Origin of the sequence: Providencia sp. PROV141, from assembly GCF_028481645.1 — a bacterium.
GTDB lineage: Bacteria > Pseudomonadota > Gammaproteobacteria > Enterobacterales > Enterobacteriaceae > Providencia > Providencia rettgeri.
The window spans coordinates 72247-94301 of the sequence record NZ_JAMPPR010000031.1; the positions used below are offsets into that span (position 1 = coordinate 72247).

Annotated in this window: 19 protein-coding genes; 6 read left to right on the forward strand and 13 right to left on the reverse strand. The window is 40.2% G+C overall.

All coding sequences use genetic code 11. The features are described 5' to 3' along the window. Window positions 1-112 precede the first annotated feature (112 nt). Window positions 113-709 (forward strand): UmoD family flagellar biogenesis regulator, encoded by a 597-nt coding sequence (umoD, locus tag PSF09_RS18715; RefSeq protein ID WP_210837775.1) that lies wholly within the window; start codon window positions 113-115, stop codon window positions 707-709. Between the two features lie 70 nt (window positions 710-779). On the opposite strand, the gene mfd is transcribed toward umoD, so the two are convergent. Then, complete coding sequence (mfd, locus tag PSF09_RS18720) at window positions 780-4223, reverse strand: transcription-repair coupling factor (RefSeq protein ID WP_272664691.1); 3444 nt, start codon at window positions 4221-4223, stop codon at window positions 780-782. 276 nt (window positions 4224-4499) lie between these two features. On the opposite strand from mfd, the gene lolC reads away from it, so the two are divergent. Genes lolC through lolE form a run of 3 tightly spaced genes read left to right on the forward strand, consistent with a single transcriptional unit; the run spans window position 4500 to window position 7643 of the window. Continuing rightward, on the forward strand, window positions 4500-5702 hold the full coding sequence (lolC, locus tag PSF09_RS18725) for a lipoprotein-releasing ABC transporter permease subunit LolC (protein WP_272664692.1): 1203 nt from the start codon (window positions 4500-4502) through the stop codon (window positions 5700-5702). Beyond that, complete coding sequence (lolD, locus tag PSF09_RS18730; protein ID WP_272684300.1) at window positions 5695-6396, forward strand: lipoprotein-releasing ABC transporter ATP-binding protein LolD; 702 nt, start codon at window positions 5695-5697, stop codon at window positions 6394-6396. Before lolC ends, lolD begins: the two co-directional genes overlap by 8 nt. Next, window positions 6396-7643, forward strand: coding sequence for a lipoprotein-releasing ABC transporter permease subunit LolE (lolE, locus tag PSF09_RS18735; RefSeq protein WP_272664694.1), 1248 nt, complete (start codon window positions 6396-6398; stop codon window positions 7641-7643). The genes lolD and lolE overlap by 1 nt, the downstream gene beginning before the upstream one ends. Window positions 7644-7710: 67 nt before the next feature. On the opposite strand, the gene PSF09_RS18740 is transcribed toward lolE, so the two are convergent. Together PSF09_RS18740 and PSF09_RS18745 are read right to left on the reverse strand one after the other, a co-directional pair. Beyond that, entirely contained in the window at window positions 7711-8256 is a 546-nt protein-coding gene (locus tag PSF09_RS18740; RefSeq protein ID WP_272664695.1) for a class IV adenylate cyclase, read from the reverse strand. 140 nt (window positions 8257-8396) lie between these two features. Continuing rightward, a complete protein-coding gene (locus tag PSF09_RS18745) occupies window positions 8397-8885 on the reverse strand; it encodes a TIGR00645 family protein (protein WP_094960443.1) in 489 nt (162 codons plus the stop codon). Between the two features lie 420 nt (window positions 8886-9305). Here PSF09_RS18745 and cobB point away from each other — a divergent pair, with 420 nt between their 5' ends. After that, window positions 9306-10139, forward strand: coding sequence for a Sir2 family NAD+-dependent deacetylase (cobB, locus tag PSF09_RS18750; protein WP_272684310.1), 834 nt, complete (start codon window positions 9306-9308; stop codon window positions 10137-10139). A 51-nt stretch (window positions 10140-10190) separates the two neighbouring features. Here the strand turns inward: cobB and PSF09_RS18755 are convergent, their stop codons facing one another. Beyond that, a complete protein-coding gene (locus PSF09_RS18755; protein WP_272664696.1) occupies window positions 10191-10901 on the reverse strand; it encodes an SDR family oxidoreductase in 711 nt (236 codons plus the stop codon). Between the two features lie 386 nt (window positions 10902-11287). On the opposite strand from PSF09_RS18755, the gene pepT reads away from it, so the two are divergent. Continuing rightward, entirely contained in the window at window positions 11288-12523 is a 1236-nt protein-coding gene (gene pepT / locus PSF09_RS18760; protein ID WP_272664697.1) for a peptidase T, read from the forward strand. 50 nt (window positions 12524-12573) lie between these two features. On the opposite strand, the gene PSF09_RS18765 is transcribed toward pepT, so the two are convergent. From PSF09_RS18765 to rluE, 9 genes are all read right to left on the reverse strand, one after another. Further along, on the reverse strand, window positions 12574-13173 hold the full coding sequence (locus PSF09_RS18765) for a LysE family translocator (protein WP_272684301.1): 600 nt from the start codon (window positions 13171-13173) through the stop codon (window positions 12574-12576). 329 nt (window positions 13174-13502) lie between these two features. Continuing rightward, on the reverse strand, window positions 13503-14627 hold the full coding sequence (locus PSF09_RS18770) for a ribosomal protein uL16 3-hydroxylase (protein ID WP_210837762.1): 1125 nt from the start codon (window positions 14625-14627) through the stop codon (window positions 13503-13505). Between the two features lie 249 nt (window positions 14628-14876). Further along, window positions 14877-16334, reverse strand: coding sequence for a two-component system sensor histidine kinase PhoQ (phoQ, locus tag PSF09_RS18775; protein ID WP_272684302.1), 1458 nt, complete (start codon window positions 16332-16334; stop codon window positions 14877-14879). Window position 16335: 1 nt separating this feature from the next. Next, on the reverse strand, window positions 16336-17010 hold the full coding sequence (phoP, locus tag PSF09_RS18780) for a two-component system response regulator PhoP (protein ID WP_210837758.1): 675 nt from the start codon (window positions 17008-17010) through the stop codon (window positions 16336-16338). A gap of 240 nt (window positions 17011-17250) precedes the next feature. After that, complete coding sequence (gene purB, locus PSF09_RS18785; protein WP_272684303.1) at window positions 17251-18621, reverse strand: adenylosuccinate lyase; 1371 nt, start codon at window positions 18619-18621, stop codon at window positions 17251-17253. Between the two features lie 17 nt (window positions 18622-18638). After that, complete coding sequence (hflD, locus tag PSF09_RS18790) at window positions 18639-19265, reverse strand: high frequency lysogenization protein HflD (protein ID WP_004911750.1); 627 nt, start codon at window positions 19263-19265, stop codon at window positions 18639-18641. 2 nt (window positions 19266-19267) lie between these two features. Continuing rightward, window positions 19268-20371 (reverse strand): tRNA 2-thiouridine(34) synthase MnmA, encoded by a 1104-nt coding sequence (mnmA, locus tag PSF09_RS18795; RefSeq protein WP_272664799.1) that lies wholly within the window; start codon window positions 20369-20371, stop codon window positions 19268-19270. A 139-nt stretch (window positions 20372-20510) separates the two neighbouring features. Further along, complete coding sequence (locus PSF09_RS18800; protein WP_272684304.1) at window positions 20511-20960, reverse strand: NUDIX hydrolase; 450 nt, start codon at window positions 20958-20960, stop codon at window positions 20511-20513. Next, complete coding sequence (gene rluE, locus PSF09_RS18805) at window positions 20953-21603, reverse strand: 23S rRNA pseudouridine(2457) synthase RluE (protein ID WP_336298606.1); 651 nt, start codon at window positions 21601-21603, stop codon at window positions 20953-20955. Before rluE ends, PSF09_RS18800 begins: the two co-directional genes overlap by 8 nt. Window positions 21604-22055 lie beyond the last annotated feature (452 nt).

The window sequence follows — 22055 nt, forward strand, 5'->3', positions numbered from 1 at the left end:
TTGATGATAAATTAAGATAATTCCAAAAAACAATACAAATAGTACGTAATTATCGAATTATTTTAGATTGTGGTTACAATAGATGCGGCATATTTTAATAAGGGTTAATACAATGAAGCTAAAATTTAAGTTGTTATTAGCAACTGTAGTGGCATTCATTATTGTATTGCTCGTGACTTTACTCAACCAAGAACCTGAAACGAAATTGGCGACAGTGTTATCTGTTGAGCCGATCAAAGCTAATCGCCTTGTTGAGTACCAAAATTGTACTGTAACAGGAGTTTTAGGCACGTTTAACCAACAATCTCTTTCTCGGTTTCATCCTGCACAAAGCGAATGCAAAATGATTTTCATGATTGAAGCATTACAAGGGAAAGGCTTTCCATCTCTGTTTGATATGCAAAATCAAACCTGTGTTAACACACAAAAAATGGAATTAGTTATTGTTGGATATGACGTCGTATATCAAATTGGCAAAACGATTGGAAAAGTTAGAACATCCTACGAGCCATCAATGTTTATTCCTTTGGATGACAAAGGACGCTTAGTGCTAACATCATCTAACTCAGTATGCGAAACCATACGCAGTGATATAAAAGAACTATTACCATTTTATTGTTTGCAGCAAAATGAATTACCAATCACCAGAAACTCATCAGCGGTCTTAGAGCTGCAACCGAATAAAAATACATTTGGTTTTATGGAATAATAATTATATAAAAATTATAGAGATAAAAGGCTACACGATAGTAGCCTTTTATCATTTTACAGCTTTAAACTTAGATAATTTGGTGTTCTTCAAACCCGATAAGTAATTGCTTAATAAATTCTAGTCGAGAGGCTCTTTCTGTTAAATCATGGAAAAATTTTAGTCGAACAGGGCCATCTAAGCGATAAGTTTGTGGCTGGTTTTGCAATAAGCTGATTAAAAAACTTGGGTCAACTTTATTTTTATCACCAAATTCAATAAAACCACCTTTTTCATGGGCTTCAATACGTTTAATGCCAAGGGATTGCGCTTGTAATCGAATAGCTGCGTTGGCTAACAGGAATTTACCTGCGTCAGGTAAACTACCAAAGCGGTCGATTAGCTCTGTCCGTAACTCGTCGAGTTCTTGACTGTTTTTTGCACTGGCTATTCGTTTATAGAAAGATAAGCGAATGTTCACATCGTGAATATAGTCGTCTGGCAGTAGAACAGGCATGCGTAATTCAACTTCAGTTTGTTGGCTAGTTAAATCTTCCAATGAAGGTTCGCGCCCCTCTTTTAGCGCATCAACAGCACTTTCTAGCAGTTCCATATAGAGGGTAAAACCAATCGTGGTCATTTGGCCACTTTGATCTTCACCAAGTAATTCACCTGCACCGCGAATTTCCAAATCGTGAGTTGCTAGAGCAAACCCAGCACCTAAATCTTCCAGTGAAGAAATGGCTTCAAGGCGTTTATGAGCATCAGTGGTCATCGCTTTTGGATGTGGTGTGAGCAAGTATGCATAAGCTTGGTGGTGAGAACGTCCTACTCGGCCACGCAGTTGGTGGAGTTGAGCTAACCCGAAATGGTCAGCACGCTCAATAATAATAGTATTCGCTGTTGGTATATCAATACCCGTTTCAATAATTGTAGTGCATATCAATACATTAAAACGTTGATGATGGAAATCCGTCATGACGCGCTCTAATTCACGTTCACGCATTTGACCATGTCCAACAACAAAACGTGCCTCAGGGACTAATTCTTCGAGGCGTGCTTTTGCCTTTTCAATATTTTCAACATCATTGTAGAGGTAATAAACTTGGCCACCACGTAAGGTTTCCCGTAAAATTGCTTCACGGACAACTAAGTCATCATATTGGCGAACAAAGGTTTTCACAGCCAAACGGCGAGCAGGTGGTGTGGCGATAATCGATAAATCACGCATGCCACTCATGGCCATGTTGAGAGTACGAGGGATCGGTGTGGCTGTCAGTGTTAAGATATCAACGTCTGCACGCATGGCTTTGATGCGTTCTTTATGACGGACACCAAAGCGGTGCTCTTCATCGACGACGAGTAAGCCTAAATCTTTCCATACTAAGTCGCTTTGCAGTAACTTATGGGTACCAATTAGAATATCAACTTTACCTTCAGCAGTTTGTGCAATAATTTGTTGTTGCTCTTTCGCTGTTTTAAAGCGTGATAACATTTCGATGCGGACAGGCCAGTTAGCAAACCTATCTTTAAAATTATCGTAATGCTGTTGGGCAAGTAGTGTCGTAGGCACTAAAACGGCAACTTGCTTGTTATTATTAATCGCTAGGAATGCGGCTCGCATTGCCACTTCGGTTTTACCAAAGCCTACATCGCCACAAACCAATCGGTCCATGGCTAAGGGTTGGCACATATCGCTGAGAACGGCATTGATAGCGACTTCTTGGTCAGGTGTCGTTTCGAAAGGAAAGCCTTGGCAAAATTCTTGGTATTGCTGTTTATCATGCTTGAATGCAAAGCCAGCTTTAGCCGCACGTTGTGCATAGATATCAAGAAGTTCAGCCGCGACATCGCGCACTTTTTCTGCAGCTTTCTGACGGGCTCGCCCCCAGCTATCACTACCTAATTTATGCAATGGGGCGTTTTCATCAGCCCCACCCGCATAACGGCTAATTAAATGGAGTGAAGAAACTGGAACATACAGTTTATCATTGCCCGCATAGGTTAAAATTAAATATTCAGCTTTAATACCACCTGCTTCTAACGTAATCAAACCTTGATAACGACCTACACCATGTTCAATATGAACAACGGGCTGCCCAGGGCGTAATTCAGCTAAATTGCGAATGAGGGTATCGGTATTAATGGTGCGGCGACTATCTGTTCGGCGGCGAACAACACGCTCCCCAAGTAAATCGCTTTCGCAAATTAATACCCTATGGATATCGGATTGAATAAAACCATGTTCAGCGGGCCCAATTGTGATGGCAAATCGGCTGTCAGTAGGGTGAGTATAGCTTTGAATAATATCAGGGCGAATTTTTAAACGTGCTAAGAGCTCGGTAACAGTTTCACGCCGGCCTTCACTTTCCACAGAAAAAACAATGGTTCCATCAAATTGTTCAGTAAACTGCCGCAATTTTTCGAGCGGTGTTTTACTTTGCCCCTGTGTGCTGATATCTGGCAATGGCAGGTAATCTAAATTGGTATTTGCCGCTTTTTTGGGCAGAGACTCGGGTGATAATTGAATACGAGGCCATTTTTTTAACGATTGATTAAGTTGTTCAACAGTTAGCCATAGCTCTGAAGGTGGGAGCAATGGGCGCATTGGGTCGACACCGCGGCTTTCATACCGCTGCTGAGTATCAACCTGAAAGCGTTCAGCCGCTTCTTGTAAGCTCTGCGAAACAATTAAACTTGATGGCGGTAAATACTCAAATAACGATGGTAGTGGCTGCGGGAAGAATAAAGGCTGCCAATACTCTATACCTGTCGGTAAGGTATTCTTACTGACCTGCTGATAAATATGCTCTGGATCACGGCGAACCTCAAAGCGCTCGCGCCATTGGCTGCGAAAACGTTCAATAGCGTCTTTATCGGTCGGAAACTCATGAGCTGGCAGTAAATTGATTTGTTCTACTTCTTCGAGTGTTCGTTGCGAGTCAACGTCAAAAGTTCGCAAGCTATCAATTTCATCATCGAAGAAATCAATACGAAAAGGCAATGAGCTTCCCATAGGAAATAAATCGAGTAAAGCGCCACGAGTGGCATATTCACCATGCTCTAAAACTTGTTCTACATGGCGATAACCAGCGTTATCGAGCTCATTACGTAAGTTATCTCGAGAAAGTTTGTCACCTTTTGCCATCACTAAGGCATGACTAGTTAAAAAGTCAGCAGGACAGACTTTTTGCATCAGTGTATTGACGGGAAGAATTAACGCGCCTTTTTGTAAACTGGATAAGCGGTATAGTGTCGATAAACGATGAGAAATAATTTCCTGATGAGGGGAGAAATTGTCATATGGCAATGTTTCCCAGTCAGAAAGTGTCTCTATAGGGTGTTTTGTAAACTGTTGAATTTCATCTCTTAAACGTAATGCATTTTGCATATCACGTGTCACGATGATAACAGGCCCTTGATGACGTTGTATTATTTCTCCACATTCAAGTGCACCAGCCGCCCCGATAAGGCAACCTAAATGGCGAACATCGCCACTACGACTAGGGAGTTCATAACGAAATTTTGACAACATAGAAATCTTCGGTATCTCACAGCGGTTAGTAAGCAGTTAAACAAGAGTTAGCACAAATATAGCCAATTTTTGCACGAAAAATAGTTAAGTTAATTAATGGATAGTTAAACTACAAAATTCGTAACAAAACAATCTGTTTTAACTCGTAATTCGTCTGAAAGTCAGACAAAAAGGCATTCAAAGCAGAAAAAAAACCATCGAGTGGTTCCATTCATCAATCGTACCCTTTATTATCGCTGAACACTTCGCTTTGGCAACAGGGGCATCATAGATTTCATGCACCAATCTGTCTCATTATTTATAGGCCTACGCTATTTACGTGGGCGTGCTGCGGATAAATTTGGTCGTTTCGTTTCCAGTTTATCTGCTATTGGTATCACACTGGGGGTGACGGCATTAATAACCGTCACATCAGTGATGAATGGGTTCGAGCGATCGTTACAAGATAGCATACTTGCTTATATGCCGCAGGCAATTTTAACATCTGCCTCCGGAAATATAGACCCAGCAAAGTATCCAATAACCGATCTACAGCATTTAAACGGTGTCAGCCATATCGCACCTATTGTGCAATCTGACGTGGTATTACAAAGCCGAACCAATGTTGGCGTTGGTGTCATGGGGGGGATTGAACCTGAAGAACCTTCTTTGTTATTGGATAAACTGGTTGTTGGGGAGCGCAGTGACCTTAAAGAAGGCAGTTATAATGTTTTTCTGGGGAATAAACTTGCAGAAACGCTCGGGGTAAAACGTGGTGATGAAGTTCGCTTAATTATACCTGGAGTGAGTCAATTAACGCCAATGGGGCGTATTCCTAGTCAGCGCCTATTTACGGTGGCGGGTATTTTCCAAACAAATGGGGAAGCGGATACAAGTGAACTCGTCGTGGCACAGCAAGATGCCGCACGTATGTTACGTTACCCTACAGGGCATATTACTGGGTGGCGTTTATATTTGGATGAGCCCCTAAATGTTGATGTTCTAAGTCAGCAAGTGTTGCCGAATGGCCTAGTATGGAAAGATTGGCGAGAGCGTAAAGGGGAGTTTTTCCAAGCCGTTCGCATGGAAAAAAATATGATGGGCTTATTGCTCAGTTTAATTATTGCGGTGGCGGCCTTCAATATTATTACTTCACTATCATTGTTAGTGATGGAAAAACAAGGTGAAGTTGCTATTTTAAAAACCCTTGGCCTCAAACGTTGGCGAATTTTAATGATTTTTATGATCCAAGGCGCTGGAGCGGGGGTGATTGGTTCACTCATTGGTACAATATTAGGTACGATACTTTCTAGCCAGCTGAATGTCATTATGCCGCTGATTGGTTTATTACCTAAAGGTGTCTCTTTACCGATTGTGCTTGATTACTCTGGTATTTTAATTATTGCACTTAGTGCAATGCTGATTTCTCTGCTGGCAACGCTTTATCCTTCTTGGCGTGCAGCCGCGGTTCAACCTGCTGAGGCGTTACGTTATGAATAAACAACCACTTCTGGTCTGTGAAAATTTAAGTAAAACATATCAGGAAGGGACATTGTCGACGCAAGTGTTGAAAAATGTCAGTTTTTCCATGGGGCTAGGGGAAATGATGGCCATCGTGGGAAGTTCTGGTTCGGGGAAAAGTACCTTATTACATTTACTGGGCGGGTTAGATACCCCTTCAGAAGGGAATGTTATCTTTCGTGGCCAACATATTAATCAGTTATCTTCAGATGAGCGAGCTGCTATTCGTAATAAAGATTTAGGTTTTATTTATCAATTTCATCACCTTTTACCGGATTTTACCGCACTTGAAAATGTGGCGATGCCTTTATTAATCGGTGGTATTGCGAAAGAAACTGCATTTTCGAAAGCAACTGAAATGCTAGAAGCGGTTGGACTAGCGCATCGGGCTGGGCATCGTCCTTCTGAATTATCGGGAGGAGAGCGCCAGCGTGTTGCTATTGCAAGGGCGTTAGTGAATGAGCCTGCACTGGTTTTAGCGGATGAGCCTACGGGTAACCTTGATTTACGTAATGCAGATGCCATTTTTGAATTGTTGGGGGAATTAAACCGAACACAGCGGACCGCATTTTTAGTGGTTACCCATGATATGACACTGGCTCGCCGGTTATCTCGCCAACTGGAAATGCGTGATGGGCATTTGCAGCAGAATATTACCTTGGGGGCTCGGTAATGTCTAAGTTGCCTCTTTCATTACTCACAGCGCTGCGTTTCAGCCGTGGTCGCCGCCGAACCGGGATGGTTTCATTAGTTTCGATAGTTTCAACGTTGGGTATTGTTCTTGGGGTTGCGGTGTTAATTATTGGTTTAAGCGCAATGAATGGCTTTGAACGCGAATTAAATAACCGTGTGTTATCTGTTGTTCCCCATGGGCAAATTTATGCTGTTAAACCACCCTATAAGGATTTGGAATTTGCTGAACAAGTTATCCGGAAAACGCCAGGAGTTGAAGGCGTTAGCCCTTACATCAATTTTACGGGGTTACTTGAGCGTGGTGCAAATTTAAAAGCAATCCAAGTGATGGGGGTTTCACGAGAAACTCAGCCACAAGTCAGTGCATTACCACAATTCATTCTTAATGATGCTTGGCAGCATTTTGAAGCGGGCAAACAATCGATTATTTTAGGCCAAGGTGTGGCTGATGCATTGAATGTGAAAGTTGGGGATTGGGTGACAATTATGATCCCAAATACCGATGCCAGCTTAAAAATTCAGCAACCTAAACGTATTCGCGTACAAGTGACGGGTATTTTTAAGCTTAGTGGCTTGCTAGATCACCAACTAGCACTCGTTCCTCTCGCAGATGCACAAGAATATCTCGACTATGGTGATGGCGTGACAGGGTTTGAAATCAAAGCCACAGACCCATTTATTGCCGATCAAGTTGTTTATGATGCAGGCTTGAAAACCATGCATCATGTTGTTGTAAAAAGTTGGATAGGTGATTATGGCTATATGTACAATGATATTCAAATGGTTAGAAGTATCATGTACTTAGCTATGATATTAGTGATTGGCGTCGCGTGTTTTAATATTGTTTCTACTCTTGTTATGGCGGTTAAAGATAAAAGTAGTGATATCGCGGTATTGCGCACTCTAGGGGCAAAAGATAGGCAGATTCGTGCTATTTTCTTATGGTATGGTTTGTTGGGTGGCCTTGTTGGTTCTCTGATTGGTGCTGTACTTGGGGTCGTCATATCTTTAAATTTAACACCAATGATTAAGGTTATAGAGGCCATTGTTGGCCATCCCATTTTATCGGGTGATGTCTATTTTATTGACTTTTTACCTTCTGAATTGCATGTCATGGATGTGGTTTATGTTTTAATTACAACCATTGTATTGAGCTTACTTGCCAGTTGGTATCCTGCTCGCCGCGCTAGTAAGTTAGACCCTGCACGTATTCTCAGTGGGCAATAGCTTTTAGGGGTAGAGAGCCAATGATTTTTAGGGTACAAATCCAAAAATTTATTGGCTCTTTATATAATCACTGTGCTGCTAAAAACATTTGTTTATAACTACGAGTTTCTACCATTGCTTCTGTAAAACCATACTGTTTGGCGGTCGCCATCAACGTTTGATATAAACTATCCAGCAAATTCTGCTCATCAGTCATAATGGCAAATTCAGCAAACCAACCGATCCCACTCAAGTGATCAATTGTGATGTGGATATCATTCAGAAAATAAATGCTTCTTATTTTAGTTGTGGTTAAGTAGCAATGATATCCCAGTGTCGTTAACATATTTTGCACATGATTGCAGTCATCAATATTAATGGCTTTGCATTCAGAAGCTCCAGGGCCTTTGACTATCCATAACTTTATGCCTGATGGCACCATTTCACGTACACACATACTGACGTTCTTGCCAGCTAGTGGCGAATGTAGACTTTCATAGAAATAATCTGTCTCGGTATTATTTTCCGTAAATGGTTCAGCCAAATCAGCTTTTATTTTGTGCAAAAAGGTGTCGGGGTCCGGCAATTGAAATTTAATTTCAGCTTCATATTTACCGACGAAATGTTGGCTCATGTAGAGTTCCTTGGTACAGGTATTTCAGACTATTGATGGTAACACAAAGCGGAAACTGGTGAGGGAGATAAAGATGAGATTAGCGAATAGATAAGTGCCTAGATGTTTAAATTAGGCACTTTGAGTATAAATTTTACCGTTTATTTCTTGGTCATTTTATCTAGATAGCCCATCACAAATGCAGATAATACAAAGGTCAAGTGGATGACGACATACCACATCAGTTTGTCATTTGAGACGCTTTTTAAGTCCATGAAGATTTTTAATAGGTGAATAGAGGAAATTGCCACAATGGAAGCCGCGACTTTATTTTTTAATGATGAGGCGTCCATTTTACCTAGCCAGCCTAGTTTTTCACTACTGTCAGGGATATCCATTTGGGAGACAAAGTTCTCGTAACCTGAAAACATTACCATCACCAATAAACCACCGACTAATGCCATATCAATCAATGATAATAGCGTCAAAATTAGGTCCGCTTCAGGAATTGAAAGGATATTTGGCAAAATATGGTATAGCTCTTGAAAGAACTTAATGGTTAAAGCCAATAGTGTCAGTGAAAGCCCAAAATAGATAGGCGCTAAAATCCAACGTGAAGCATACATTGCTCTTTCAAAAAACTTTTCCATGAAATCCCTTGTAGTGGTGAGTTAATAACACAGTAAAATCTGCGAGGCGTATTTTAGCGGTAGCGAGAGTGAAGGTGAAAGGTTTTTTTATTGTTTTACCATTGTGGATGTTTTGTGGCGTATTTATGAAATAACAATGTCATTTTTATGAATAAAAAGTGACAAAATCGATACCTTCGATATTTTTATTTGCATTCAGCAAGATGATGCGTTTTAGTATGTTAACATTTAGATAATGTCATCAGTTATGGTAAGGAAATAGTTAGTTTGCCAATAAAATAAACACTTGGAGCTTGATTATTTTAATAATTTCACACAATCAGCATTTCTAAATTCATGTCATAATGACATGATAAAAAGCAATTAATATTTAATATGATATAAATTTATTGGTTATATGGATGAAAGGAAGCTTTGATGTTGCGATTTCGTTATAGGTTAAAAAAAGCTCGTAAGAATAAATGTATACGCCGCCAGCGACTTCGTAACCGGTCTTTTTATATAGATAATAGATTGGATAACATGAAAAATATCAATATTGTCGTCTTAACAGGAGCGGGTATTTCAGCTGAATCTGGGATCCAAACATTCCGTTCTGCGGATGGATTATGGGAAGAGCATCGCGTTGAAGATGTGGCAACGCCTGAAGGTTTCGAACGTAACCCTAAATTAGTACAGCGTTTTTATAATGAGCGACGTCGACAGTTACAGCAAGAAAATATTAAGCCTAACGCTGCTCACTATGCACTTGCTCAGCTTGAAGAGCTTTTTGGTGACCGTTTTTTGTTAATTACGCAAAATATAGATAATTTACATGAAAGAGCGGGAAGTCAGCGAGTTATCCATATGCATGGTGAATTACTAAAAGTTCGCTGCAACTGGTCAAATCAAGTATTGGAGTGGAAAGGGGATTTATCTGTAGATGACCGTTGTCATTGTTGCCAATTTCCTCAGCCGCTCAGGCCCCATATTGTTTGGTTTGGTGAGATGCCAATTGGAATGGATTATATCTATCAATCCCTTGAATCTGCGACTATTTTTATTTCTATTGGGACGTCTGGTCATGTATACCCTGCGGCGGGTTTTGTTCACGAGGCTAAATTGCATGGGGCACATACGGTCGAACTTAATTTAGAGCCTAGCCAAGTGGAAAGTGAGTTTGATGAGAAACACTATGGTTTAGCCAGCAAAGTTGTTGTTGAATATATCAATAAGCTTATTACGGAGTTACAGGTTAAAAATACCGCGCAATAAGCTTTCAATACATAATAATATAAGGGGAAACGTATTGTTTTCTCTTATAGGTTAGACATTTGTATCCATCATAGCTGGCATCGTAATTTCTTTGACACAGGTTGCATTGCTTGTGCTAGCGATAAAGCGTACGGCATTGACAACATCTTGTAATGGGATTAGCTGCCCATTACTTTTTTCAATGACTTCGTCAGCCGGAACGGCTAATGGGTATTCAGTTGCTAGATAACCTAAATTTATGACTGATATGGCTATTTTATCTTCACGTAGTGTTTCTCTTAACGACTGTGCTATACCCCTGAGGGCATATTTAGTGGCGGAAAAGGTGACTTCTTTACCATTATGGTTATCTAAACCCCATGTAGAACCGATCAATATAATCTTGCTATTTTTTGCTAAACGTAAATTGGGTAATAGCGCTTTTAAATTTAATAAACAGGCACTGATATTGGTTTGAATCATATTGAGTAACTCTATGTCATCAGTCGATTCAAATTGGTATTCTTCACTAAAAGCCAGTTTCTCCCAAATACCCACATTATAAATTAAGGTATGAATAGGTTGGTCCTGAATAATCTGCTTAATGGCATTCGCGCTATGAATATCATTTAAATCAGCAGGAATCCACGTAAAGTTAGTATGTTCAAAAGGAGGTTTTGAGCGAGACACTCCATAAATATGGTCTGCTTTTTCAGGGAATCCTTCGACCAATGCTTTACCTAAGCCTTTGCTAACACCATAAATTAAACATGTTTTTGACATGAGTTTTCCTGTTAACGAGTAAAATTTCGTTTTATTTATTAATCAGCTAATAAATAAAATAATAAGACTTCATATATAGCATACTATTTCAATTTAATGATTGATGATTCGTGTAGTAGGTGAGTGATATTTAACCAAATGAGAGGTATTTAAGTAACAAATAAATAATAACCTACTAATTAATACAATTTGATTATTACCCTTATTTATTATAGGTATTGATTGCCAGTGTAATAGGTAGCCTATAAAAATTACGCTAAAAAATAAATTTCACTAACGATTTCCTGCAAAAAATAGAGAGCATTAACAGGAAAGCTGATTTGAAACAATAATTGAATCTGTGATCTTTCCCATAATATGGACATTGATATTTTAGGGGGAAGGGTATGGACAAACTCTTAGAGCGGTTTTTTGAATATACCGCTTTCGATACACAATCAAAACCAAACGCCAAGACAGTGCCTAGCAGCGCAGGACAGCTAAAGTTTGCTCGTGCATTAGTTAGCGAGCTGAATGAATTAGGTTTTGAAAAAATAACGCTTAGTGATCAAGGTTGTGTGATGGCTTATTTACCGTCAAACGTTGATTGGGATGTTCCTACTATTGGGTTTATTTCACATTTAGACACAGCACCTGATTTTTCAGGTAAAAATGTGAGTCCACAAGTCCTCGAAAATTATCGGGGGGGGGATATCGCGTTAGGTATTGGTGATGAAGTGCTATCCCCAGTGATGTTTCCGGTGCTGCATGAAATGATTGGCAAAACCCTCATCATGACCGATGGTAAAACCTTACTCGGTGCCGATGATAAAGCGGGTATCGCAGAAATAATTACAGCTCTAGTGCGTTTAAAGGGTAAGAACATTCCTCATGGTAAAATCTGTCTTGCATTTACCCCTGATGAAGAGATAGGTCGTGGGGCTCGACATATCGATTTTAAACAATTTGATGCATTGTGGGCCTATACCGTCGATGGTGGTGGGGTTGGTGAGTTAGAGTATGAAAATTTTAATGCAGCTAATGTTTCTATTAAAATTGTTGGCAATAACACGCATCCCGGCACAGCTAAAGGCGTAATGGTGAATGCATTAGGGCTAGCGAACCGTATTCATTCGATGTTACCACCTGATGAAACACCTGAAAACACCGAAGGTTATGAAGGTTTTTATCATTTAACATCGTTAAAAGGGACAGTAGAAAAGGCAGAATTGAATTATATTATTCGTGATTTTGACTTAGCAGGCTTTGAAGCTAGGAAGAAAAATATCATTCGAATTGCTGAAAAAATTGGTGAAGGGTTACATCCGAGCTGTTATATCGAACTGACGCTTGATGATACCTATTATAACATGCATAAAGAAGTCATGAAGTACCCACATGTTATTGAATTAGCTAAACAAGCCATGCTTGATTGTGGTATTGAACCAATTATTCAACCCGTCCGTGGTGGTACTGACGGTGCGCAGCTTTCACATCGTGGTTTACCGTGCCCAAATATTTTCACTGGTGGCTATAACTTTCATAGTAAACATGAATTTATAACACAAGAGGGTATGGAGCAGGCGGTTAGTGTGATCATGCGTATTGCGGAACTAACGGCTATTCACGCAAGGCAATCGTGATATTTTATGATAAATAAGCGTGCTTATAACAATAAGCGCGCTTACATTTGCTATTGAAATAATACAGAAACACCACTAAGTGCCAGTAAAACTCCCATGACTAAATTAAAACGTTTTAATGTCTTAGGTTGTTTTAGTTTTTCTCTTAATTTACTGCCAAACATCGCCCAAATAGCAACACATGGCCAGTTGATGGCCGCAAATATAACGGCAACCTGTACCATTGATAAATAGGGGGCATTTATATTGGTATACATCGCCATTCCAGAGATAGCCATCATCAATGCTTTAGGGTTTATCCATTGAAATAATGCCGCTTCTAACAAAGTTAGCGGTTTAGTTTCTTGGTTACTTGTCTGTGCAACTGAATGGCTAATAGTCGTTTTCCATGCAAGCCAGAACAAATAAATAATTCCAAAATATTTTAATATTGAATAAATTATAGGGGATGTTTGAATCAAAGCTCCCACTCCAAGTCCGACAGCAATCAGCATAATAAAAAAACCAATTGATACTCCAAATGAATGCGGTAGTGTTTTGCTAAATCCAAAGTTAATACCTGAAGCAAGTAACATAATATTATTTGGACCTGGAGTTATGGATGTCACAAAGGAAAACAATGATAAAGCCAAAAGTGTTTCTATGTTCATGTTGTTATCATCTTTAAGGGGGTAATTAGTACTGTGTGAGATTGATAATGGTGAAGTAAAAACAGTTTAGAGTTGAATCAAATAATGTGCTTTATCTTTGCGTGCTTACGGGCAAGTAAGGATCATAATATGAGTATGTAAATGAAAAATAAAATATATAAAAAAATAAATAATTTAGTCATTAATAAGGATATTTTAATTGCAATCAGCGGCTTTTATTAATGGGTAATAGGGCGGGGTTATATTATGCCGATAATATTATTTTTAATAAAAGGCTCATAATTAATGAGCCTTTTTATCAAGTACCAATTTAATATTATAAGTACTGATTAATCATCAAAATACCAATAACCATTATTGACGAGTGCGGTAAGCAGTGCGATAAAGTTAACATCATCAATGGCATCAGCTAAAATTTGACTATTAACGGCATCATAACGACACAAACTATCAGCAGCCTCATAACACTCAGTTTCTAAGCATTCTCCATTAACAAAAAATTGGTCGCCAACGCGTAATGCTCTGAGACCATTTAATTTGTATAAGGTTTCTTGCTGAGTTTTCAGTAAATCATAAATTTCTTCTTGCTCATAAGGTGGTTCAGGTGGGGCAATGTCTAATTCGTGGCGTGATTGTGAGATAAACTCACCTAGCCATTTACGAAATAGCTCAGGGTCATTAATCAGTGATTCCATCATCTCGCGTAGTTTAATTTGTTCACCTTGCAAGATCTCAGCAGGGTTATCACGGAATGATAAATCAGGATCGCTATAACGATAACTGCCTAAGTCATTAGAAATTAAGTGGTCTGCAAAGCTACTGAGCAGCTCACGAGTATTTGGGGCACGGAAACCAACTGAGTAATTTAATGAAGGCTCAATGGCGTAACCTTCATGTGGAAACCCAGGTGGAATATATAAAATATCGCCGGGTTCCATTTCTTCGTCGATGATGGCGTCAAAAGGTTGAACTTGTAGTAAGTCAGGGTGCGGGGAATGTTGTTTCATTGGGATTTTTTCACCCACTCGCCAATGACGACGGCCTTCACCTTGAATAATAAACACATCGTATTGGTCGAGGTGAGGACCTACACCACCGCCGGGGACAGAGTAGGAAATCATTAAGTCGTCCATTCGCCAGTCCGAAAGCACGCGAAATGGTTTCATCAATGCAGAACTTGGATGATGCCAATGGTCAACTGCTTGAACTAAAATAGACCAATTCTCTTCGCCAAGGTGGTCATAGCTTTCAAATGGCCCGTGACCAACCTGCCAAATCCCTTCTTTATGGCTAACCAAACGGCTATCAACCTCATCTTCCATCGCCAAACCTGCAAGTTCATCAGGCGAGATAGGATCAATAAAATTTGCAAACCCTTTTTTGATAAGCAGTGGGCGCTTCTGCCAGTGACTGTCGAGGAAACTTTGCCAGTCGAGATTTAGTTTGTAATCCATCTTATTGTCCCTTGGAGCTGCTAAGTATTGCTAATCAGTTTATTACAATATACCCGGTCCCAATACTGCAAAATGACCTTATGTGTGTAATGGTATGCTGTTAAATAAACTTTCTGAGAAACTGGTATTAAAGGTTTATCTTGAGAGGAACCAAGTACATTACCCTAAATTACTTTTTATAAAACACTTCATAAATAGTATACCGGAAATGGTTTGTAAAATAGGGGACAAGCGGACGCATATCACAGATTAACTATCTTCAATCATAGATTGCTGCTTAAATGTGACGGATAAACGAGCGCCACCAAGCGGGCTGTCACTAATTGTGATATCTCCATCATATTGATCGATAATATCCACTGCAATGGATAAGCCCAAACCTTGACCAGGGCGAAGGGTGTCTGCACGTTGCCCACGAACGAAAATCAAACTACGTTTGCTTTCAGGCACACCCGGGCCATCATCATCAACAACCAGTGTTAAGCTATCAATTCCAGTAATAGCGCTAACCTCGACGAATTCAAGGCAATATTTACACGCGTTTTCCATGATATTACCCATCACTTCCATAAAGTCATTTGGTTGACCCAGCCAAGTTGTTTCAGGAGAAACATTCACCGTAATAGAAACGCCTTTGTGCTGGTAAACTTTGTGGAGAGCACTCGCAAGGCTGTCTAATATTGATGGAACAGATGAAATTTCGCGTAGCATCATATTTTCATCACCTTGCGTTGATGCGCGGTGCAAATAATAACCCACCTGTTGAGATATACGGCCAATTTGTTCGAGCATGATGGGTTCAGCCTGCTCAATATTCATTTGCTTACCTGAACGAAGTAGCCGCAGCGTTGACTGTAAAACGGCTAAAGGCGTCTTTAAACTGTGTGTTAAATCAGAAAGTGTCGTGCGGTATTTACTGTATCGCTTACGTTCATTCGTTAATAAAATATTAAGATTACGTACTAGCCCACGAAGCTCATACGGAGGGTTCTCATCTAGAGTATCTCGTTCACCTTTTTCTAGGCTACTGAGTTGTGATACTAATGATTTAATTGGCCGTAGGCTCCAATAGGCCGCTAACCATAATAGTGGGATAACTAAGATTAAGTTAGCCAGTAACACATAACCGAACCATTCCCAAACTAAACCCGTATTTTGTAAGTCTTGCGGTAGTGTATCAACAACGACAATGGTGAGCGGAGGCAAGTTTTCACTAGCTGCATATTGGTTGACGGACACGGAGTGAGTAAGCGGTTCATCGTCGTTATCCATGTCATCTAATTTTGTATTGAATTCGGGGTTGTCATCTAGGAGTTGACGAGTTTCGCGAATGTCTGTATCAATTTCATATAATCCTTCTTTTTTAAGCCAGTCATTACGGATCAGCCGTTCAACGCTAGGTACATCACGTTGGCGCCATAACACAAGCCCTTGTTCATCATAAATAATGACCAAAGTCGGGTTGTTTAACGTGAAATTTGGGGGGACGCGAATGTCAATTTTCTGGTTTTGCCATTGGGCTAGGCTATAAATTAAATTACTTTGGCTACGTAATAGGGTGTAAGTGGTTTTATCGAAACTAATCAAATACCCCAAAATCGCGACGATACCGTAGGATAAGGTGAGTGCCAAGATCACCGCTGATGTTGCACAGAGAAAACGTGCTCGTAGCGAAAGGGGTTTGAACTTAAATTTACGTAGCTTCATATTAGCCATTCACATCAAAACGGTAGCCTTGACCACGTACTGTGACAATTACATCATCACTATGAAACTGTTGAATTTTTTTGCGTAAACGACCCATTAGAACATCAATAGTATGACTTTCTCTGAGTTCTGCATCTGGATAAAGCTGGCGCATTAACGAGTCTTTGCTAACCACTTTCCCGTTGTTGCGCAGTAGCGTCTCGATGATAGTGTATTCAAAAGCAGTTAATTTGACGGCTTCGCCATTAACGGTAAATTCTTTGCGCGATAGGTCAATCACGAAATTGCCTAATTCGAGTACTTGTGAGGCAAGACCACTGTTTCTGCGCATCAAAGCTTGCATACGGGCGACCAGTTCTTCTAGCTGGAAAGGTTTAGTCACGTAGTCATCAGCACCACTGTTTAGCGCTTGTACTTTTTCTTGCCAACTTTCCCGAGCGGTTAATACTAAAAGTGGAATATTGACGTGCTCACTACGCCAGCGTTTGATCATAGAAAGTCCGTCTTCATCAGGTAGGCCCAAATCGACAACTGCGATATCTGGACAGCTTTCGTGTAAAAAGTAATCAGCTTCTTTTGCGTCTTCAGCTGAATCAACCTGATGGCCAAGCTCTTTAAGCTGTACGGTTAAATGGTGACGAAGTAACGCGTTGTCTTCGACAATAAGAATTCGCATCGGAAACCCTCATATTGAAAAGAGATAGCTACAACTTATCAGATAGTAGCACTAGATACGCTATGGTAAAAAGAGTTCTGAATAACGACAAGGGATTAAGTAAATATAAATCAAACGAAGCGGAAATATAATTTATCTATATTTAGCTTTGAATAGTTTAGTATGAGGGATAGAACAGGGAATTCAGAATGGTAATTAAAAAAGGCGACTTATAAGCCGCCTAATTTGAAAGCATGAAAGCTATTTTAGCTCATCGATAAAAGTGACAGCGTAACCGATGTAGTTAGCAGGCGTCATTTCCTTCAAACGCGCTTTTTCGTGCTCTGGTAATTCTAAACTATCAATAAATTGTTTCATACCTTCAGCAGTAACACGTTTACCTCGGGTCAATTCTTTGAGTTTTTCGTACGGTTTTTCAATACCATAACGGCGCATTACAGTTTGAATTGGCTCTGCTAATACTTCCCAGTTTTGGTCTAATTCATCCAGTAAATGTTGTTCATTAACTTCTAATTTATTCAAACCTTTCATGGTTGATTGATAAGCAATCAATGCATAACCTAAGCCGACACCGAGATTACGTAATACTGTCGAGTCAGTTAAGTCACGCTGCCAGCGAGAAACGGGGAGTTTGCTAGCTAAATGGCCTAAGACGGCATTGGCTAAGCCTAAATTGCCTTCAGAGTTTTCGAAATCAATCGGGTTGACTTTGTGTGGCATGGTCGAGGAACCAATTTCACCTGCGATTGTTTTTTGTTTGAAGTGATTTAATGCGATATAGCCCCAAATATCACGGTCGAAGTCTAACACGATAGTGTTAAAGCGAGCGACGCAATCAAATAACTCAGCAATATAGTCATGAGGTTCAATTTGCGTAGTGAATGGGTTCCATTGAATGCCTAACGATGTGACGAAGGTTTCGCTGAATTCGTGCCAGTTAACTTCAGGATAAGCGACCATATGTGCATTATAGTTACCGACTGCGCCATTGATTTTACCTAGAATTTCAACTTGTTGTAGCTGGCGGAATTGGCGCTCTAAACGATAAGCAACGTTCGCAAACTCTTTACCAATGGTGGATGGGGTTGCAGGTTGGCCGTGTGTACGTGACAGTAACGGTAAATTGCGGTACTCATGAGCCATTGTTTTGATTTTATCAATGATTTGACGCCATTGTGGCAGCAAAACTTCTTCACGAGCGGTTTTCAGCATTAATGCGTGAGAGAGGTTATTGATATCTTCTGAAGTACAAGCAAAGTGAATAAATTCAGAAACTGCATGAAGAGCAGGGATGTCCGCTACCTTTTCTTTTAGGAAGTATTCTACAGCTTTCACATCATGGTTAGTTGTGCGTTCAATTTCTTTGATACGCATTGCGTCTTTTTCACAGAAGTTCGCGACAATTTCATCCAAGTAAGCGATTGCGTCAGCGTCAAATGCAGGAACTTCTTTGATTTGAGCGGTTGCAGCCAGTTTTTGTAGCCAGCGAACTTCAACTTGTACGCGAAATTTCAGTAAACCAAACTCACTAAAAATAGTGCGTAACGTGCTGACTTTATCACCGTAACGGCCGTCAATCGGGGATACAGCGGTCAGTGAGGATAATTCCATTGGTAGCAACTCCAGATTTAAAGGTGAGACAAAATATCTTTCGCCTGATTAGCCAGACGATTGCGAGAGAACATGAGTTGGATACGACTTCCACCAACTTGTTGCCAAAGCACTGCACAGCGAATACCTGCGAGCAAGGTGGCTCTAACTTTTGCTTGAACGAGTGTGTTTTTTAGGATGTCAGGGGAACCAGTGACTTGAATTCGCGGTCCAGCTGGGCTGACTACATCTACATAAATACCCGCTAGTGCGTTAAACACGCCTTCAGAAAGTGGCTCAAAATAACCCGCTTGGCGCTCAAATTGTTCAATACGTTGGCCTAACTGGTTCATCGCTTCTTGATTTTTATTGAGGCGACGTTCAAGTGTCATAATACTTAACATATATCGCGTCATTTCAGCGGATAAACCACTGTTACCGCCAGTCAGCATACCTAGCATGGCACTGAGACCCGTCTTTAAATTTTCGGCATCATTACCAAATACATCCAAAGTGGATTTTGGATTCATATTGGTGAGGCTATTGACCATGGTTTCAGTGTCTTTCTCAAGACAAACACCTTCATGTGCGAGTTTTTGAACCATCGCGCTTGCTTGGCAGATACCCGCTAAAGCAAGCGTAATGTCATAATAGTTTTTTGCCACATTTACTCCTGAATACGGGCTTCAATAATACCGCCACCGAGACAAACTTCATCGATATAAAATACAGCGGATTGACCTGGAGTGACAGCCGCGACTGGGTAGTCAAAAGTAACTTCAATGCGATCATCACTTAGTGGGGTAATCGTACAAGGGATATCCGCTTGACGATAACGTGTTTTTACTACGCAACGTAGTGGCTCAGTCATGGTTTTTCGGTCAACCCAATGTAATTGCTGGGCAATTAACCCAACAGACATTAAACGAGGGTGTTCATGGCCTTGAGCTACGATAAGGATGTTGTTTTCGACGTCTTTATCGACAACATACCAAGGTTCTTCGGAGCCTTCTTTTGTACCACCGATGCCGAGACCTTTTCGTTGTCCTAAAGTGTGGTACATCAAACCTTCGTGCTGACCAATTGTTTCGCCATCAACAGTGACGATAGGGCCCGGTTGAGCGGGTAAGTAGCGGCCTAAAAAGTCGCGGAACTTACGCTCACCAATGAAACAGATCCCCGTGGAGTCTTTTTTCTTTGCAGTAATTAAGCCAATTTCTTCTGCAATACGGCGTACTTCAGGTTTTTCGAGTTCGCCAACTGGGAAAAGGCTTTTAGCTACTTGTTCGTGGCTCAGAGTATATAAAAAATAGCTTTGGTCTTTGTTGTTATCTAAACCACGTAATAATTGGCTTTTACCATTGATGTCACGGCGGCGCACATAGTGACCAGTAGCAATGTAATCTGCGCCTAAATCTTCAGCCGCAAATTCTAAGAAAGCTTTAAACTTGATTTCTTTGTTGCAGAGAATATCTGGGTTCGGTGTGCGGCCTGCTTTGTATTCAGTTAAGAAATGTTCGAAAACATTGTCCCAATATTCAGCAGCGAAATTAATGGTATGAAGTTCAATACCCAATTTGTCACACACAGCTTGTGCATCGGCAAGGTCAGTAGCAGCTGAACAATATTCTGTGTCGTCATCTTCTTCCCAGTTCTTCATAAACAGACCAGCAACCTGATACCCTTGTTGCTGTAGCAAATAAGCGGATACAGAGGAGTCAACACCACCGGACATCCCGACGATGACTTTTTTTTGGCTGTTATCTGACATGGTACTATTATTTGACATGGAAATATCTCACTGCGGAAAAATCAAGCCCCATACTTTAGCATGTTGTTCCCGCATTACACCAGAGTTACGGGGGAATATTATTGCTTGGTGAAATCTTCACCAAGCAGAAGTTGAGTGCTTAAAGATAATGATCGCCGTAAGCTGTTAAGATATCGAGAGGATAATGCTTTCCTATGAGAAAACAGCGCAGACTTTCCGCCACTAATGGCGAACGCAGACAGTTGCTGTTTAGAATTTCTTGGGCAGTCAGCCAATGACAGTCGCTAATATCACTGTCTTGTGGCTGTGTCTCACAAATGGATTCAAGTTCTACGGCAAATAAAAAGCGGATAAACTGGGTTTTATCTGGGGCAATCCATTGATGAATCTTAATTAATTGTGTGGGTGTTGCTTTGATTCCCGTTTCTTCTAATAATTCGCGTTCAGCGGCTTGCAAAATAGTCTCATCAGCTTCTAAATGCCCAGCAGGTTGATTCCAAGTGGGTTTGTCATTTATCCACTCTTCCACGACTAAAAATTTGCCTTGTGCATGCACGACAGTTGCTACAGTCACATTGGGTTTAAACAACAGTTACCTCCTTCCATTCGCCAACTGAAAGATTTCCCAAATTAAATTCACCAATTTGATAACGAATTAGCCTAAGTGTTGGGAAACCTATATTTGCCGTCATACGACGGACTTGCCGATTACGTCCTTCATATAATGTAATTTTTAACCAGCTAGTCGGGATATTTTTGCGTTCCCGTATTGGCGGGGTTCTTTGCCATAGCCATTCTGGTTCGCCAACTAACTCGACTCCCGCAGGGAGTGTTGGACCATCATTTAATGTTAACCCCCGTCGAAATTTTAGTAGTGCGTCTTCATCGGGAATACCTTCTACCTGAGCATAGTATATTTTCCCTGTTTTTTTCTGTGGTTGAGTTAAACGTGCCTGTAGTTTTCCATCATTGGTTAATATTAATAGCCCTTCACTGTCTCTATCAAGACGTCCAGCGGCGTATACATCATTGATTGGAATATATTTTTTTAGTGTATCGCGACCTTGTTCATCAGTAAATTGAGGAAGAACATCAAATGGCTTGTTAAATAAGATGATTTTAGTTGATGCTTGCGAATGCCCCGAAACCCGTTTAGTCCTATGCTTTAAAGTAGTAGGGGGGGGCGAGTAACGATTTTTCTTCGCAACTGATTTTTTGTTCGGTCTGTTCATGGTCATTCAATGAGAATTTATGAGTTTTAATTTACGGCGATTTATTCCATCTAGTGTAGGAGATTTAACGGTTTGATCCTAGAACGGATTTTTCATGGCGATGTAATATTTAATTAACAACTTTAAAAACATTTAAATCAATAAAAACAATTTTCCATTTAAAAATAAGTACATATGAATTTGTTTGGATGGTGATAGTGTGAGCAAAACGTATTTTTAATTTGAGTTAACTTGCTAATATTATTTTTTGTTAGGGAAGTATTTTAACAAAAGTTGTGTCGTTCGCTCAAATGAGTCGTTGACAACTTTTCATCGCAGTTTGATTTATTTCTAATAATGGAATGCTTAAATTAATTTATTGATTTAACAGTGTTTATAAATAGATATTCGATTAACTTACAAGGTAAAACAGTACGTTAAATGCGATCGGCATTGAAGCTTAGATGAGTAAT